Annotated in this window: 10 protein-coding genes; 5 read left to right on the top strand and 5 right to left on the bottom strand. The window is 37.7% G+C overall.

Annotated features, from left to right (window positions below; all coding sequences use genetic code 11):
* The first annotated feature begins 300 nt into the window (after positions 1–300).
* Positions 301–3,768, top strand: coding sequence for a hypothetical protein (locus tag CC99x_RS08170; RefSeq protein ID WP_057623908.1), 3,468 nt, complete (start codon positions 301–303; stop codon positions 3,766–3,768).
* A gap of 59 nt (positions 3,769–3,827) precedes the next feature.
* On the opposite strand, the gene CC99x_RS08165 is transcribed toward CC99x_RS08170, so the two are convergent.
* Both CC99x_RS08165 and CC99x_RS08160 read right to left on the bottom strand, forming a co-directional pair.
* Positions 3,828–4,595 (bottom strand): outer membrane beta-barrel protein, encoded by a 768-nt coding sequence (locus CC99x_RS08165; RefSeq protein WP_057623906.1) that lies wholly within the window; start codon positions 4,593–4,595, stop codon positions 3,828–3,830.
* A 176-nt stretch (positions 4,596–4,771) separates the two neighbouring features.
* A complete protein-coding gene (locus CC99x_RS08160) occupies positions 4,772–6,358 on the bottom strand; it encodes a methyltransferase regulatory domain-containing protein (protein ID WP_141651874.1) in 1,587 nt (528 codons plus the stop codon).
* Positions 6,359–6,644: 286 nt separating this feature from the next.
* On the opposite strand from CC99x_RS08160, the gene CC99x_RS08155 reads away from it, so the two are divergent.
* On the top strand, positions 6,645–7,013 hold the full coding sequence (locus CC99x_RS08155; RefSeq protein WP_057623900.1) for a hypothetical protein: 369 nt from the start codon (positions 6,645–6,647) through the stop codon (positions 7,011–7,013).
* 370 nt (positions 7,014–7,383) lie between these two features.
* Here CC99x_RS08155 and CC99x_RS08150 read toward each other — a convergent pair whose 3' ends face one another.
* Positions 7,384–8,898 (bottom strand): tetratricopeptide repeat protein, encoded by a 1,515-nt coding sequence (locus tag CC99x_RS08150; protein WP_057623898.1) that lies wholly within the window; start codon positions 8,896–8,898, stop codon positions 7,384–7,386.
* Positions 8,899–9,051: 153 nt separating this feature from the next.
* Between CC99x_RS08150 and CC99x_RS08145 the strand changes: the two genes are divergently transcribed.
* Entirely contained in the window at positions 9,052–10,221 is a 1,170-nt protein-coding gene (locus CC99x_RS08145; protein WP_057623897.1) for a cation:proton antiporter domain-containing protein, read from the top strand.
* A 633-nt stretch (positions 10,222–10,854) separates the two neighbouring features.
* On the top strand, positions 10,855–12,213 hold the full coding sequence (locus CC99x_RS08140) for an L-serine ammonia-lyase (protein ID WP_057623895.1): 1,359 nt from the start codon (positions 10,855–10,857) through the stop codon (positions 12,211–12,213).
* 228 nt (positions 12,214–12,441) lie between these two features.
* On the opposite strand, the gene bamJ is transcribed toward CC99x_RS08140, so the two are convergent.
* Together bamJ and CC99x_RS08130 are read right to left on the bottom strand one after the other, a co-directional pair.
* A complete protein-coding gene (bamJ, locus tag CC99x_RS08135; RefSeq protein WP_077065350.1) occupies positions 12,442–13,224 on the bottom strand; it encodes a BamJ family beta-barrel-assembly machinery protein in 783 nt (260 codons plus the stop codon).
* Between the two features lie 38 nt (positions 13,225–13,262).
* A complete protein-coding gene (locus CC99x_RS08130; RefSeq protein WP_141651873.1) occupies positions 13,263–14,174 on the bottom strand; it encodes an acyltransferase in 912 nt (303 codons plus the stop codon).
* On the opposite strand from CC99x_RS08130, the gene CC99x_RS08125 reads away from it, so the two are divergent.
* Positions 14,168–15,451, top strand: a complete 1,284-nt coding sequence (locus tag CC99x_RS08125) for an AmpG family muropeptide MFS transporter (RefSeq protein ID WP_057623891.1) — start codon at positions 14,168–14,170, stop codon at positions 15,449–15,451. The two genes, CC99x_RS08130 and CC99x_RS08125, sit on opposite strands and share 7 nt — an antisense overlap.
* Positions 15,452–15,458 lie beyond the last annotated feature (7 nt).

Below are 15,458 nucleotides of genomic sequence, written 5' to 3'. Positions count from 1 at the left end.
TAACATTATCTTTCTAATCTTTGTATCCGCAAGTGTATTTTCTTACTTTATTTCATACAGCTATGGCTGTCCTACAAGTTATGGGAAATATAAATCTGGCTGTCCTGAAAGGTAATGCTGTTGTTTTGTATAGTTATGGCTGTCCTACCAATGGTCACTAATTTATTGAACTCTATCGCTTTTAGCTAGGTCTTCTATTCAAGTTAATGAAAAAGCTGATAAACTAACTTTTGATTAAAGCTTAACCTACGCGAGACTTAGGTTTAAATATTTTCTTATTTTATTTTTAGGAGAGAGATTATGATACGCGCGCCAAATGCAATTGTGATGTTTAAATTCAGATTGGAGAAATTAAAAGAAGTTTTTAATACTGGTAGTAAAAATGTTGATGATTACCACGCTGCATTAAATATGGCTTTTGTGCAATCTGGTCCTCCGCTAATGAATCCTAGAGAAGCAGAAGAGAGAATAGAGAGCTTGATAGCAATTTTTGATCATCTTACACCTGGTTTTAATGATATTAAAGGACAAATTATTGATTTATATGCCGATAGCTTAATATCTAACTATAAAGATGCGGTAGGAAAAAATGATCAGGAAAAAGAACAACTAGCCGTTCCTAAACGCGCAGCATTAAAAGAAGCTGTGCTTAATAAGTTATTATTTGATCTAGTCTCAGCGGGTGAAAAAGATATTCTTTTGCCTATCATAAAGAAAATTGCTACTTTTCAAGGTGGTAGTGGCAACTTTGCTGCTGTTGAAGAATATTTAAACAAAGAAAAAATAAAAGCTGAAAAGCTCGTTGTTGAAGCTAGACTAAAAAAAGACCCACTGATTGAGGCAGAATATCAAGAGCTGAATACAAAGAGAGATAGATTTATTGAGTTGCATCGTTTTTTGGCAGGACAAGGTCTTACCGAAGATGACTTGGCTGTTCAGTATGGTCGCGAATATGGAGAATTAAAAGAGATTGAAAGAGAGCTGAATATTCGTGTAAAAGCTGCTCGTGATGCGGAGAGCAAAGCAACCCCAATGCGGGAATATATTAATGTTGAGCGTGGAAAGCTTAATGTTGCCTTAGCAAAATTAAAAGAAGAGGAAGATAAGTTATTAGAGAGTGTCGACATTTTAAATAAAAAATTAGATGCTGCTGAGGGCGATGTAACTTTGGTAGATCCTTTTCGTCTTCAATTAGAAATAACGCGCCAAAAAATAGAAGCGATTGGTGCTCAACGTACAAAATTAACGGTAGAGGCTCAAATCAACGCAGAGCAGAAGGATGAATTATATCTCTTGGAGAAGATGACAGCTTTATGGCAAACAAGTTCTAAGGCATATCATCAAGGTAAAAAGAAATTAAGTAATGCCAATAATAGCGGAGCACCACAGCCACTTGATTTCTTTGCTCAAGGTGGAGATGTAAAAGAGCTATTAAAACGTGCCAAACAAAAGCCTGTTAAACAACAGGGGGTCGCATCTTCTTCCCATCAAGTCATAGACGATCACGAGAACCCAGCGCAAGCGGAATGGTTAAAACGATTTTTAGAAGAGTATGGCCAAGATTATCCAGAGGGGCTCGATGCACTCAAAGAAAAAATCAGTAATTTTAATAGAGATATGGCTCTTATTTACAAGAATGCGCAAGAAGAGAAGGATTCTATTCGGGCTATAGCTGCGAATAACAACGAGAAAAAAGCAAGCTTAAATAAAGATCTGGAAGCCTGTGCTGAGAGATATTCACAAATGGTGAGTGATTGTGTTGAAGGGCATAGCCAGATCGTTAGATTGGACTTGAGACGATTGATTGCTGGTGCTGGCGCTAAAAAGTTTTTAGGCATGACAAATGTTGGTGATAGACCTACTCCTTTCATTGGCAGTGACAAATATTTAAGTATTTCATTTCAAATTTTGAATCAAGATATTATTTTGAAAAAAATGATGATGGATGCTTTAAAAGTGCCAGTTGCGCCTGTAAAAGGTGGTATTCAAGCGCAGAAAGAAGCAAACCAACGCTATGTTTTAGAGGGATATACAAAGGATGGTAACTTAAAGATTCAGTTTAAAAAAAATGAGCGGGTAGAAGATGAGGCTAGAGCAGTAGGTAGGCTTAATGCTCACAAAGATAGTCTTGCTGGTTTAATTATCAAAGTAGCTGATTATCCGCTTATGTTTGTTGTGGCAGATGATGTTGATACTCGTCGTTTTGAAAAAGAAGTAGATGGCATTAGAAAAGCAGAAATAGCAGGATTTAAAATTGTATCAGAATCAGATGCTAGAAAATATATTTCTGGAGACCTTGATAAGGACGGAAATATTTTTGTAGCGACAGAGGGAAATCCCAAAGAAGATAAAAGCGCTCAAACACGTTATTCACTTTATCTTGATGTTCTTACAGGCACTCAATTAAATAGGCTTGCCAATTTTATTGGCATTGATTTTGCTATTTACTTTGATGCCAGCAGTTCAGAAAAAGTAGATGAGTTAAAATCGATACTTCAAGATAAGCTCAGTCGTTCAAATATAACGATGGCTGATATTCTCTATGTAGCTTTAGGTTATAGGATGAGAGACAATGATGTTGCTCTAGCGCTTGAGCAGAGATTCAAGCCAGAAGGCTATGTCTTTGACGCAGATACTATCAAAGGTGATATGTTTTTTGCGGATAAGGTTACAATAGGACACAAAACAGATTCTGCTCTTAAATTAGAAGATGTACCTATAAATAAGGTCGCAGATAATACTCAAATATTAGTTGATATCAATTATAAAAATAGTGATAGTGAGGACTTTATTCGTAGAGTAGAGTTATTAGAATCAAAAATTTCCCCGATTAATGAGAGCCTCGAGGATTATAGGGCTGAGCTAGATGGGCTGCCTGGAAAGCTGGAAGACTTCGAAGCTGCCTTAAGGGAGATTAATCGTAGGATTCCTCACCAAGATCCTCAGGTTTTATTGAGAAAATATCTTGCTGGCAGTAATCCAGAAGATTTTAGTTCTCCAGAAGGGCGCTTAGAATTAGTTAAACATTTTTCAGTTGTAGCTACTTGTAATTTTGACATCATTAGGCTTGAGCAAGATGCTGTTGCACTCTTAGAAACAATTACAAAAGAAATTGCGAGTACAAGAAATGCAAAGCGATTAGAGCTAGAGCAAGCACAGCGTAATGAAGATATGCGTAGATTAACTGCGGAAATTCGTAGGGAAATTAAGATAGACTTGTATGATAATGAAGACCTTGTTGAAAATGAGCGGATGACAGCTAGATTAGATGCTGCGGCTGAAGCAGAATATATCAAGCGTCATGGCGCTAATGTAGTGCCTATTGTTCAACAAGTTGCTCAAAGAGCAGAAAGAGCTAATCATGAGTTGCAAGACGTTCAACGAGGTATACAACTTGCAAATCGCTTGGGTAATGATGAAGAGCTAATAAGACTCAGAGCTGTTGCAGGAGACCTTACTCGTGAAATAGAAGAGCTGAGACGTCAATTAGCTACTTCACAGTTACTACAACAACAGCGTTTGGAAGTAGCTCAGAAGTCGCCAATGCAGGTATTTATAGAAACTGGTGGTGATTGGGACAAAGCTTTTAAACATGCTGCTCAAGTATCGCATCTTGATCACATTGATCTCGGTGAAGTTCAAAAGACATGGATTAATGGCCTTAAGATAGGTGATATAAGTCGTAAAAAAGCATTCAACTCTTCAGCAGCAACAAAAGTTGCTGAATACAATGATGCTGAGAAGAGAAGGGAAAAATACGGACAGTAATAAAAAGATAGGCATAAAAAATAAAAAAGCCCAATTTAATTGGGCTTTTTTTATGCTCTTTATCCTTTGCTTGGGCAGAATTGATAGTAGAACCCTAAACCAACCACATAGCTATTCTTAGATTTTGCAGTATAAAATTCAGAATCAAGTGTGGGAGGATTGACAACGCCTGTTCCAGGTATACGGCCTTCTAGACTAGTATTTTCCCAGTTTAAAAATAAACGAGAGCCAAAATTTTCGGTAATCATTTGCTTTACGCCAATACCCAGTCTTAACACAGCGTCTCTGCTGCTATTCCATTGGCTAACAGGGTTAGCCGTCGTTAACACGTTATGATCGTAAACTGGGACTGTGTTTACATGAAATTTCATCCAAGCAACACCTACTGATGCAAAAAGAGTTGTTTTAGGTAAGACAGGAAGCAGGCCGACTAGGTTAAGATGCCATCCATCTATCTTTGATTGAGCCATATGTAAAGAAGATGCTTCATTACCTGCTCCATTTAAAAATCCTAATACAGGCTCTTCAGTGACGTTTTGCGCGCCAAAATAAAAACTTTGCTTTTGACGTTGATCAGTTGTTTGGAAACCACCTTCGACCGCAAAGTAATCGTGGAATTGCGCTCCTAAAATAAAGTTTAGGTTAGTGTGTTGTTCTTTAAAATGTCTTTCACCAAAAGCACTTTCCCAAGGAGAATGCCGCCACCCAGCTTCCGCTGCCACATAAGGATTCACATAGAAATCACTGCCTAAAAATGCAGTGGCTGCAGCAAAAGGTGTGCTTGCGAGTAATAAAGTAGAAAGCGCTAATTTTTTAAATTTGTCCATGAACTGACCCATTTATAGTTGACATACATGGGTTTAATCATATCCTCAAAATTTGCAGTAGCCAATACTGCGTAGCAATAAATTGAACGCCAAAATAAATAGGACAGCCATATTTTTTTTGATTCCAGAATTATTTTGGGTGTCCTGTTTTTTAAATTGATAAATAGGTTAGAATTTTAACCTATTATAAGAGCTGAGTTTGCAAGCTTAACAATGATATCTTGATAGAGTTGTTTGATGAGTTTCATTTTTTCTGTCTTGCTTGTTACTGGTTTTTGATCTTGCTTTAAGAGAATTAGTTCGCCATTAATGGCTTTGTCTGTCATCAACGCAGTAATACTTTGTCGATCGTGTTCACCATCTAGGTAGGGTAAAACGGTTTTTGCAAAAGGATCTAAGTGCATGACTTGATGTAAACGATTGGTTACAAAATTTTGTGTTTTGGCTTGGTATCGGGCATAACGGCATGCGATGGGTTTTTCACTAATATTGGTCGTATAAGTACTTGGGTTGGTAGAAAAATACAAAAGCCCTGCAAGTATCATACGCATTAAATTAACATCTTCAATCAATAAATGATCTAATTGATTCTCCGGCAGTGGGCAATATTTTCTGAGTTGTTCTTTTAATTCATTATAATGAATTAAATTGTAGCGATTGTGATGTAAAACATAAAGTACCGCTTTATGTTGCGCATTCTGTGCTGTCATTGTAATAGCGCCTAAACTCACTTTAAGAACTTTATCTGAATGGATCATTTCTTCTGTAAATTCTGCTTCATTGAGTTTTGCATGTAGTTGCAAATACAAATTGCTGACATCTTTGACATTTAATCTTCTATCAACCGGATATTCTTGATGACAGAGTAAAGTGCATCGAAATCGATTGTTTCGAATAAAATCCATATACTGGTTAGTGGCAATGATATTATGAACTTTGCTTAACTCTTCAGAGAAAGATTTAGGCATATTGCCCGCATACATGGTAGAAAGCATGGCATCTGAGAGATAAGATAATTGGTGTTTACTTGCCTGCTCCATAAACTGATGAAAATAAAGTGCTTTGTTATAGTGAGACAAATGTTCATGCAATATATAACTGTCTGCTTGTTTAGAGAGCACTTTGATCTCTTGTTTTAAAAATTGTGCATATGGAGAAATATCTTCTGCAAGTCCATCAGTCATAAATTTTAAAATCATTCTTGCTTGTGCAATCTTATTTTGAGGATCTTCAATTGCCTGCGTATGCCATAACATCAGATCTCTGATGCTTGTCATCATGTTCCAGCCAGGCAAGGTATTATAGCTTATGTAGGCAATACCATTGGGTTTTAGGTTTTCTTTGCATATTTGAAGGATTTTTTGTTGAACCTTTTCATCTACCCAAGAAAAAACACCATGGCAAATAATATAGTCAAAGAGTCCTTCTGTTTTTCCAAAGTCTAAAATGGATTGATGTCGTAATTCCATGTTTTTTAGAGCAAGATCTTTGATTTGAGCCATACCACTTGCAATTTCTGTTTCTGAGAAATCAATGCCTAAGCACTGTGTATTTGGATAGTGTGCAGCCACAGGAATAATATTACCACCTGCTGAGCAGCCTAATTCTAAAATACGTGCCTTTTCAACGGGTGTAGGCTGCATTTTAAAGAGTGTTCCCAAGGTAAATAAATGGGCTGGATGGCTTTGTTTAAAGGGAAAGCTTTGATAAGGCGTTGCGTCATAGCTGGCTGCAATATGATCATTATTTTGTTGTATGTACATTATAATTCGATCAAGAAATGTCAATATTACAAAGAGTTTAGACTAATTTTGATCCTGTTTTTTTTATGGCTTTTTCTTCAGGTTGTTTGTTTGTGGCGATGGATTGGAATTGTTATTTTTTCAATAATAAACAGTATAAAATAAATTTTAGTGTTTAATATTCAGTGGATTAATGGTAGGCTATAAAGAGAGTCCAAATATAAATAATCTATCAATTTCAGGTGTATTTGCATATACTCATGTGCGAAGGCTATATTAAAGCAATAAAGTAGGGGGTAAAGCTCTCATGACAACCATCAGTACTACTTACGGCTATGACATCAATGTCAAAGAAAAAAGAAATGGTGATAATGAGCTTCGCTCCATTGTTCATGACGTTCGACTGTATTTAAAAAACTCAGACAAGAAAAGATTTTTTCTTTCGGTTACGGCAAAATATCATAAAAGATGCTGTAAAAGCTGGTCAAAAGTTGGGTTTTATTTACAGAAATTTTTAGTTGATCCCAAAGCGAATTATAGTATGCTCATGTTTATTTTAGAGCAAGAGCTTGAAAAATTTCCAAAGCGTTCTTACTATGGCCAACAACTACAAATTCTTTTTCAATTGTTAGAGGCAGGGCCGGTCTTTACACAGAAGCCACATTTTTATTTGTAATAAATATTTTTAGATACTGGATGCCAGCCTTCGCTGGCATGACAAGATAGTTTTTGCATGTTCTGTCATGCCAGCGAAGGCTCTGAGTGCTCTCCATGAATTAAGAATTTGTCGTTGCGAGCAAAAGACGCAGGAAAAAGGTGAAATAAGGGATAAACTACCACGTCTTTTGCGTGGCAATCTATCTTGAAGTCTTTCCTACTGTGCTCTTCTTAAAGATTTCAGGATAGATTGCTTCGCTTTAGCCGTGATGTTTTTGTGCTTTTTCAATCAATAATAGACGGCTTCCACTCGCAATGACGAACCTTTATTTGTGGGGATTACTTAGAGCGAAGGCTGGCATCCAAGTCTTATAAATAAAAGCTGTCTATCATTTCTGCAATAAATACAACTCTCCAATCACAGCACCTGTCTCTTGTTGCCTAATGGCTGCTGTTTGCTGTGCAATTTTCTTAAAACTTAACTTTTCAGCGAGTGATTTAATATAATCTGGATTATGTTGGTATCGACCTGTTGCGCCAAGTTGATAATCTTGAGCAGGAGATGTGCCATTTTCTAAGCTTTCAATTGAAAATAAAAAATATGCATTCTCAGTCATGACTTTATAACACTGATTCAAAATTGACTCTAAATCACCAAAATAAACAAAAACATCTGCAGCAATAATAAGTTCAAAGCTTTCTTTGGTTTTTGCTAAATAATCACTGATATCACTGACGGCTAATTTATAGTAGGCTTCTAGTTTGGCTGCTTGATCAACCATATTAGGAGAGAGATCAACGCCATATAATTTATCTGAAATATCCATAAAGTAAGCTGCGCATAAACCTGTACCACATCCTAAATCAAGTACCTTCCAGGTAGAGGTTTTTTTCTGGCTGTAGGGATTGATTAAGCTTCTTAAAAGTTGCGGGACTTTATATTTTAATTGTTCTTTCATATGCTGATTATAGTTGTAAGCATATTGATCAAATAAAGCGCGTGTATACTCATGTGGCGCACCCTCTTTTAAAGTTTGACCTGTTAAGGCTTTGTGCATATGAAGCGCGGTTTGATTGTGAGGGTTAAGCTGATATGCTCTTTCATAATGTTTAAGTGCATTTTCTTTATCATTTAAATGCAAATAGAGTGTTGCTAAGTTGTGGTGCGCTTTATCATGCTTGTCATTGAGTGCTAATACTTGAATGTAGTCTTGTTTTGCTTTTTCAAGTTGATTGCTAGAGGCATGCGCAATACCTAAATGAAAGAGAGACTCAACATTACTAGGTTCACGCGCCATCACCGTTTCAAGCAAGGGAATGGCTGCTTCAAATTGTTTCAGCAAGCAATAAATAATACCCAGATTATTGATTGCACCTAAATGATCGGGTCTGTATTTTAAGACTTCTTCAAGATGTGGCTTTGCCTCTAAAAATAAATCCTGCCGTAGATAACAATTCGCTAAGTTAAAATGTGCATCCCAAAGCGCAGGGTTGATGCGAAGTGCTTTTTTAAATTGCTCTGCGGCTTCTCTGTACGAGCCTTGTAAATAATAAACATTGCCTAAATTATTATTCGCTTCAGAGTAGGGGGTTTTTAGGCGTAAGGCTTCAAGATAATGTCGCTGTGCTAAATCTAGCTGACCATTGAGTTTGTAGGCATTGGCTAAATTATTATGAAAGCCTGGAACAGCAGGTGCGAGTTGAATGGCTTGTTTGAGATAAGGTATTGCTTGTTGCAGTTGTTTCTTTTGTGCATAGGCGATGCCTAAGCCATGTAAGGCATCTGCATGATTCGGGAATTTATCAAGTATTTGCTTAAATAATACAATGGCCTCATCAACTTTACCGTTTTGTTGATTATAAAAAGCATCTTCAAAATGTTGTTTTAGTTCTATCTCATTCAATTTAATTATCCTACTTAATAAAAATATAGAGGATGTTTTGTGGATGATTAATATATTAAGGATATGCTAGTTATCAAGACAACAGCTATAAATTTCTCTAGCATATAAAATTTCTACTTGTTCTTAGCCTATTGACCTGACAAAATAAAGGGCATGCATAATGATATCCTCTTTTCTATTTTTTTGATCTTTTGTGGCGCAGCAGTGCTTGCCACACTTGCACTCTATACACGTCAATCACTGTTAGTTGCCTACATACTGTTAGGTGCTATTTTAGGCCCTTGGGGAGCAAAGCTTGTCTCTGATCCTATCATCATTAAAGATATCGGGGACATTGGTATTATCTTCTTATTGTTCCTGCTTGGCTTAAATTTACAACCCCAAAATCTGATCAAGATGCTCACACAAACAACCTTTATTACGGTTGTGAGTTCGTTGGTATTTGCTGTAGTGGGTTATGGGGTAGGCTGGTTAACAGGCTTTAATACAGCAGATTCCTTGATTATTGGCATTTGTATGATGTTTTCAAGCACCATTATTGGCTTGAAATTACTGCCTACAACGGTAATGCACCATCAAAAAACAGGTGAGATTGTTATCAGTATTTTGCTCTTGCAAGATATCATTGCTATTTTTGCTATGTTACTGATACACGGTGCTGGCACAGGACATGGATTATCTATTTTAGAAGTTGCGCAAGTGCTGCTTGCTTTACCATTTATTATTTTCTTAGCCTTTATGGCAGAACGCTTTGTTTTAGTTAAAATCTTTGAAAAATTTAATCGCATTCATGAATACTTATTTTTAGTTGCCATAGGTTGGTGCTTAAGTATAGGAGAATTAGCAGAATTTTTAGGCTTATCATTTGAGATTGGTGCTTTTGTTGCCGGTATTTCGATTGCACAAAGCCCCATTTCAAGATTTATTGCGGATAGTTTAAGACCTTTAAGAGATTTCTTTTTAATCTTATTTTTCTTCTCTTTAGGGGCGCGTATTGACGTTGCTGTTATGTCGGAAGTTGCGCTTCCTGCCGTTATTCTTGCCTCATTAATGTTAGTGATTAAGCCGCTTACCCTTAAACCCTTGCTTTTAAAGACAGCCTCCTCTTCAAAAGCTGCATGGGAAGTAGGGGTGCGCATAGGTCAAATTAGTGAGTTTTCTTTGTTGGTTGCTTATGTTGCGGAAAAGAATCAAATCATTACCCCAGCAGCCTATTGCCTCATTCAAACAGCAACCATTGTTACTTTTGTTATTTCTTCTTATTGGATTGTGAATCGTTATCCAACGCCGATTGCGGCTACTGAGCGCTTACGCCGCGACTAGGATGCTCTTCCTCATTTGCCTTTATGCGTTGTTGGCAGCATGTTATGCACAACAGTCGTGTATTTTGTATACACTCCTGTTATGCAAACATTTGCCGCCTAGCCTAAAGACAAATGAGTTTGAGCATCGGCTCTTCCCTGGTTTGTCTTTATGCGTTGTTGGCAGCATGTTATGCACAACAGTCGTGTATTTTGTATACACTCCTGTCATGCAAACATTTGCCGCCTAGCCTAAAGACAAATGAGTTTGAGCATTGGCTCTTCCCTGGTTTGTCTTTACGCGTGTTGTTGCTCGTGCGCTTTTAATCTAACCTCACCCGCCATTTCGGGCACCCTCTCCTGTCAACAGGAGAGGGAAAGTGCCAAAACACATAATTGACATAAATTAGATTTAGACGCAGATGCTGGGAATTAACACTCAAACTCAATGCTTGCTCGTCCCTCTCCTAATTTTAGGAGAGGGTGCCCGGGGCGGCGGGTGAGGTTAATGAAAAAGAGGCGAGATCGCATAAACAGCTTTTACATTGCTCAGGTTAAATTTGTCATACACTTTGATATAATGGCGGAATGTTAATTTGTTTTAATTAACTAACATAAAATTAATCGGCGTCTTTAATCAATAAGGCAGCAATTTATGATCAGTATTTTTGAGCTTTTTTCAATTGGTGTTGGTCCTTCTAGTTCTCATACCGTGGGGCCAATGCGGGCAGCAAATGATTTTGTTGCACAGTTGCCAAATGGTGCGATAAAAAGACTGGAAGTAGAATTGTATGGTTCTTTAGCGCTCACAGGTAAGGGGCATGGAACAGATCGCGCCATCATTGTTGGATTAGAAGGCTATCAGCCTGATACAGTTGATCCTGCCTTTGTGTATCAGCGTATGAATCGTTTGATTCAAGAAAAGACGCTTATGATTCAAAATCAAATCATTGATTTTGAATATCAAGAACACTTTATTTTTAAATATACAGAAAATTTAGAATACCATACCAATGGTATGCGTTTTACTGCATATGATGCTGAAAATAATATAGTACACTCCGAAGTATATTATTCCATTGGCGGTGGATTCATTATATCCGACACTGCTTTGCATTCTCCAAATATTATTAAAGAAAAAGGAGAATTACCTTATTACTATGAAACCGCTCAAAAACTACTTGAATACTGCGATCAAAGAAAATGCACGATTGCTGAATTGGTTTTAGAAAATGAAAAGCATTGGCGTAGTGAAGATGAAATAAAAGAAAAATTATATGAAATTTGGTCTGTGATGGATCAAGCCATTGATAATGGTTGTAAAGGCAAAGGATTGTTGCCGGGTGATTTAAAAGTACGAAGAAGGGCACCTATCCATTATCAAGCTTTATTAAATCAAGCCGAGCAAAATGATATCACTAAAAAAGATTTTAATTGGCTAAATGTTTATGCGATGGCTGTGAATGAAGAAAATGCCGCAGGGCATCGTATTGTTACTGCACCTACGAATGGTGCCGCAGGTATTATTCCTGCTGTTTTAAAATATTTTTTACATTTTTATCCTAAAGCCAAAAAAGAAGATGTTATAACCTATTTACTCACTGCAGGTGGCATAGCCATTTTATATAAAAAACAAGCATCTATCAGTGGTGCAGAAGTGGGATGCCAAGGCGAGGTGGGTGTTGCTTGTTCCATGGCAGCTGGCGCATTAACGGCTGTTTTAGGTGGTAGTATTTGGCAAGTCGAGCAAGCTGCAGAAATTGGTATGGAACATCATCTCGGCTTAACTTGTGATCCAATCTTAGGATTGGTTCAAGTACCCTGTATTGAAAGAAATGCGATGGCCTCAATTCATGCTGTGAATGCAGCACATATTGCCATGTTAGAAGATGGTAAGCATGTAGTATCGCTGGATCAAGTGATACAAACCATGAAACAAACAGGCGCAGATATGCATTCAAAATATAAAGAAACAGCGATGGGAGGGTTGGCCGTTAATGTTCCTATTTGTTAGGCGTGGTCTCAAAATTTCATAGATGTGTTGATGAGCAAAGCGAATCTATTTTCTTTCTTTGTAATCAAAGAAAGAGGCACCTTTTAGGTGCAGAGAAGGATTTTTAAAATAAATTCTAAAATCCATCTGCCCACTAAAGTGAGCCTCTTCCCTTGATTCCAAGGGAAGATAATCATTCACTTCGTTCATTTGTTAACCGACTGATATTAGATACAAGCGAGCAACTTGCTATTTAACAGCTTGTTTTGACTTATCTTGTGTAGAAGATGTTTTTTGTGCTTTTTTATCGGTTGATAAGTTGGCTGCAGGTTCACTACCTTCTATAGAAATAAGTTCCACTTCAAAGGTGAGGACAGAATTAGGTGGGATAACATCGCCAATACCTTGTTCACCGTAAGCAAGATTAGAAGGAATAAAGAGTTCCCATTTGCTGCCAGGTTTCATCATTTGCAATGCTTCTGTCCAGCCAGGAATAACGCCATTTACAGGGAATGTAACAGGTTCGCCTCTGGCATAAGAACTGTCAAATTCAGTACCATCAATCAATTTGCCACGATAATGGGTTTTTACTTGATCGGTTGATTTGGGAGAGTCACCTTTGCCTTCTGTAAGAATACGATATTGTAAGCCAGTGCTAGTTACTTTGACATCGGTACGTTTTTTGTTTTCTTCTAAGAATTTATCGCCATCAATTTTATTTTTCATTGCTACTTTCTTTGTTGCTTCTTTTTGTTTTTCCATTAATTCTGTTTGTAATGCTAACAGAGTTTCACGAATTTCTGCATCGGTCATAAGTTCTGGTTTGTTTTTTTGCCCATCACGAACACCCGCTAAAAATGCTTTTTCATTTACAGCGATATTTTGTTCATGAAAGCTCTTGCCAATATCAACACCAATACTATAACTTACTTTTTCTTCTTTGCCGTTTAATGATGTCGCTTTCGTGTCATTTGCAGCAAAAGCAGTTGTCATCATTGATGCCAAGCAAAGGGCGGCCAAACGAGTTTTCATAAAGAAATGCCTTATAAATTAGCCAAAAGAGCACTATATCAAAATTGCATAGTGTAATGGAAATATATTTGTTTAGGTAATACGATAAGTTGCATATCTTTGATTTTATCAGATTTTCTAACTTTGTTTGATTCTGCAACGCTACTAACCGATTGTAGAGCTATCCACCAACCGAGGAAAGCTTGAGAGCTGTAATGTTTGTTGTTGTTAATACGTGCCAGAGGAGGAAGTAATGAAAGCGCATAGAGTGGCATTTTGAAAGGCAGTGAATCAGATAACTTTGCAGCGGTTAAGATAGGTAGAGATCCAAAAAAAGCATGTCCACTAACAGCTCGATTGTCCTTTAAAAATTTCCAGTCTGATGGGCCATTTTCAGGTCGAGTGCTTCCCAAGACTTCTGTTAAGAGCGCTTGTTGAGGTAAGCCTAATGCAAGGGCTCGAAAAGCATGATTGCCCCACCTCGCAATGGATTTGATATTGGGATCTGAAGAATAACTGCCAGACAGTGTTGATAACAAGTAAATGGGGATAGCAACAGCGTATTGAGATAAATTATTTACATAATGATCGTTGATGTTGCTGATTCGGTCAGTTGTTCTGTTTCTAAGGTCAGACTGCCATCTGTTTTGTAAGGATTCATCAATGCCTGTGTTGGCAAGGACAGCCGCAATACTGAGACCTGCAAATAATCGTGGTAAGCCATAGTCTCCATAATGTGTCTTATAATCTTGTTTGATTTGTGGCCAAAAACCAAATTCTGCATTTGTAACAAAGCAGGATAAACTGGGGGCGGTGGACACAGTGTCTTTGGCAGCAAGACAGTATGAGACAGCACTCATCCAAATAAAGAGCAGTACAGCAGATAATTGTTTTTTTATCTCAAACATCTGGCAAGACTGAGGTATTCTATTGCATAAGTCAAAATTTAATTTAAGTATTTTAAATGACAAATATCAACGTACTTCCTTGGTACAAATTATTACTACAGAAACGCATGATGGTGGTATTGCTTTTGGGCTTTGCTTCGGGGCTACCCTTGGGATTGACCGCTTCAACGCTACAAGCTTGGTATTCCGTTGAGAATGTAGATATTGTTACTATCGGTTTCTTAGCTTTGGTAGGACAGCCCTATGTTTATAAGTTTTTATGGGCGCCACTTGTTGATAGGGTTAGGCCACCTATTTTAGGGCATAGAAGAGGCTGGATGCTTGGTACACAATGTGTGCTCATAGCCTTGCTAATTGCTATCAGTTGTTTTTCTCCCAGTGTTAGACCCATGACCGTTGCTGTCATTGCCTTAAGTATTGCTTTTATGTCTGCAACACAAGATATCGTTGTCGATGCTTACCGAACAGAGATATTAGCGCCCGAAGAACGAGGCGCTGGTGCTGCAATGGCTGTAACAGGCTACCGATTAGCGATTATTGTTTCTAGTGGACTGGCTTTGATTTTAGCACAGCATCTTGGCTTTAAGATGGTATATCTGATGATGGCAGGTGTGATGGGGGTAGGTGTCATTGCAACGCTTTGGTCACAGGAACCCATTCATTATAAAGCGCCTCCTCCCAGTTTATGGGCAGCCTGCATCGATCCCTTTAAAGAATTTCTTTCTCGCAAAAATGCTATTTTTTTTCTTTTGTTAATTGTGCTCTATAAATTGGGAGATGCCTTTGCAAACTCTTTAACCACAACCTTCTTATTAAGAGGACTTGGATTTTCATTAGAGGTGGTTGGTTATACAAATAAAATTATTGGCTTAAGCGCTACCATTGTAGGCGCTTTTTTAGGCGGTGTCTTAATGGCGAGAATGGGCTTATATCGCTCGCTGCTTTGGTTTGGTTTTTTACAAGCCATCACAAATTTATTGTTTATGCTATTGGCTTGGGTTGGGCCTAATTTACAGATGATGATTGCAGCCGTGTGTATAGAAAATTTAGCGGGTGGTATGGGAACAGCGGCTTTTATTGCTTTGCTAATGAGCTTATGTAACCCTCAATATACCGCCACACAATTTGCCTTGCTCAGTGCATTCAGTGCAATAGGACGGGTGTTTGTAGGGCCTTTTGCAGGATATCTTGTCAACTGGTTGGGATGGACAGAATTTTTCTTTTGGACGGTTATTTTTGCATTGCCTGGTTTAATAGTGCTTTGGTGTTTAAGAGAGAGTATTGAATCCAATGACTCTAAAAATGCACCTAATATGGATGAGCTAAGCGATCCCGCCTAGCCTTTGT

The organism is Candidatus Berkiella cookevillensis (assembly GCF_001431315.2).
GTDB classification, from domain to species: Bacteria; Pseudomonadota; Gammaproteobacteria; order Berkiellales; family Berkiellaceae; genus Berkiella_A; species Berkiella_A cookevillensis.
This window is presented reverse-complemented; position numbering and strand designations above follow the sequence as displayed.

Bases quoted from the DNA above. Each gene is read 5' to 3' on its own strand.
- CC99x_RS08165 (WP_057623906.1), bottom strand. From the start codon at position 4,595: ATGGACAAATTTAAAAAATTAGCGCTTTCTACTTTATTACTCGCAAGC.
- CC99x_RS08140 (WP_057623895.1), top strand. From the start codon at position 10,855: ATGATCAGTATTTTTGAGCTTTTTTCAATTGGTGTTGGTCCTTCTAGT.
- bamJ (WP_077065350.1), bottom strand. From the start codon at position 13,224: ATGAAAACTCGTTTGGCCGCCCTTTGCTTGGCATCAATGATGACAACT.
- CC99x_RS08160 (WP_141651874.1), bottom strand. From the start codon at position 6,358: ATGTACATACAACAAAATAATGATCATATTGCAGCCAGCTATGACGCA.
- CC99x_RS08155 (WP_057623900.1), top strand. From the start codon at position 6,645: ATGACAACCATCAGTACTACTTACGGCTATGACATCAATGTCAAAGAA.
- CC99x_RS08170 (WP_057623908.1), top strand. From the start codon at position 301: ATGATACGCGCGCCAAATGCAATTGTGATGTTTAAATTCAGATTGGAG.
- CC99x_RS08145 (WP_057623897.1), top strand. From the start codon at position 9,052: ATGCATAATGATATCCTCTTTTCTATTTTTTTGATCTTTTGTGGCGCA.
- CC99x_RS08125 (WP_057623891.1), top strand. From the start codon at position 14,168: ATGACAAATATCAACGTACTTCCTTGGTACAAATTATTACTACAGAAA.